Origin of the sequence: Sphingobium ummariense RL-3 (genome assembly GCF_000447205.1) — a bacterium.
GTDB lineage: Bacteria > Pseudomonadota > Alphaproteobacteria > Sphingomonadales > Sphingomonadaceae > Sphingobium > Sphingobium ummariense.
Genome location: NZ_AUWY01000131.1, coordinates 1 through 1,826, shown reverse-complemented (window position 1 = coordinate 1,826; position 1,826 = coordinate 1). Strand labels below are relative to the sequence as shown.

Sequence of the window (1,826 nt, the reverse complement as noted above, 5' to 3'; positions counted from 1 at the left end):
AGAAATCCGCGCTGTTTGCGAGCAGAGGCCAGTATCTTTGCAATCGCCTACAGCTACAAGTCTCGCTTCCCATTGTTTATTGCCACATGCGAGCAGCGAAATAGCCATGGCGTGGCGTATGTGCGCAAAGAACACGGCCGCATCAATGTTGTCGTGGCTCCAGAGGCCAAGCGCTCCGCCGAAATAGGTGTTGATCATACTGGCGAAATCTTCCGGAGACACGTGGCCCACCAAATCGCCACTCTGCCAGATCGCCAAAGCGACCGCATGCCAGTGCCGCACGCCTTTATTCATGAAAGCCGGGCGCAGTTCGGCGTCGGAAACACCGAACAGGAACCGTAACAGCGGCCTGAAAAAATCCGGGTCAGATACGTAGAACTCGACTGCCAAGTCGCCCATGTCGAAAGCATAGCTGAGCGGATCGAAATTGGGGTCGGCCTGGCTGGGCAAATTGGTTATGCGATCGATTGCGCGATGCAGAAGGGTGTAAAGGACCGTGCCCTTGTTCCCGATCAGGTTGTAAGACGTATAATGGCTGATATGTGCGCGCGCAGCGAGTTCTCTCATCGAGAACTCCACAGTGCCCAGTTCCCGGATCAGCTTTTCAGCAGCGCCGAGAATACGACTGCGGCGTTCCTCCTTGTTCTGTTCACGTACCACTAAAGCCGGATCCCCAGAGATACTGCGCCCAATGTAGGCCTTGGCCCCTATCGTAAAAAGCCCGGTAATCCAACGATCTTTCCTTTGCGTGTTTCAGGGCGTCCGTCGCCGACAATATGGAAAAATTGGAGGCAGACTAATTTAGGCTTTACACTAAAAATGAGATCGGCGATTATCCGAGTCGAAAGCAGCCGGGCTTCGCGCGGCTTTTTCCAAGCAAATATCAGCAAGACAATGAAATGCAGGGAGAGGTTTATGAGCGAGGTCAGATCTTTGGCGCTGGTCACGTGCGCGGTTTCGGCGGCGTTGGCGGTGCCGGCGTGGGGACAGGATGGCCCTGCCGCAGGTTCCGGCGATGAAATCATCGTTACGGCCAACAAGCGCAGCCAGAAGATGTCGGCCTTTCGGTTTCCGCGATCAGCGGCGATGCGCTGAAGAACCAGCAGATATCGAACCTTGCCGATGTCGCGCAGATCGTGCCCGGCCTGACATTCTCGCAGACCGCCAACGACACACCGGTCTATACGCTGCGTGGTGTCGGCTTCTTCGAATCGACGCTGGCCGCCTATCCTGACGTCAGCGTCTATCTGGATCAGGTGCCGCTCCCTTTCCCGACGCTCACATCGCTGACCGCGTTCGATCTCGATCGGCTTGAAGTGCTCAAGGGGCCGCAGGGCACGCTGTTCGGCCAGAATTCAACCGGCGGCGCGATCAACTATATCGCGGCCAAGCCCACCAGCGACCTGTCGGCCGGTGGATCGCTGTCCTACGGCCGGTTCGATACGGTTGAACTGGAAGGTTTCCTGAGCGGACCGCTCACCAACACGCTGCGCGTCCGCCTTGCAGGCCGGGTCGCGCGCGGTGACGAATGGCAGAAGAGCCATACCCGCGATGACAGGCTGGGCAAGAAGGACACCAAGGCGATCCGTTTCCTGGCGGACTGGAAGCCGTCTGAACGCCTGTCCTTCGAACTCAATCTCAATGCCTGGCAGAACAAAAGCGATCCGCAAGCGCCGCAGGCCATCGCTATCGTGCAGCAGAATGCGGCGATCCCGTCAGACTATCCGGCGCTGAACATCGCTTTCGCCCCGGCCGGCTCTGTTGCAAAAATCGTGAAGCTTGAGCATGCTTGGCGGAGATTGGACGGACGGAACGATGACGGATTT

3 protein-coding genes are annotated in these 1,826 nt (G+C 57.6%); 2 read left to right on the top strand and 1 reads right to left on the bottom strand.

Annotated features, from left to right (window positions below; translation table 11 throughout):
- On the bottom strand, positions 1 to 660 hold a 660-nt coding region (locus tag M529_RS47915), incomplete at its 3' end, for a TetR/AcrR family transcriptional regulator (protein ID WP_152522677.1).
- Between the two features lie 255 nt (positions 661 to 915).
- Between M529_RS47915 and M529_RS50470 the strand changes: the two genes are divergently transcribed.
- Both M529_RS50470 and M529_RS49525 read left to right on the top strand, forming a co-directional pair.
- A complete protein-coding gene (locus M529_RS50470) occupies positions 916 to 1,095 on the top strand; it encodes a hypothetical protein (RefSeq protein WP_021319972.1) in 180 nt (59 codons plus the stop codon).
- The coding region (locus M529_RS49525) for a TonB-dependent receptor plug domain-containing protein (RefSeq protein ID WP_330217791.1) at positions 1,077 to 1,826 on the top strand (750 nt) is incomplete at its 3' end. The genes M529_RS50470 and M529_RS49525, both read left to right, overlap by 19 nt.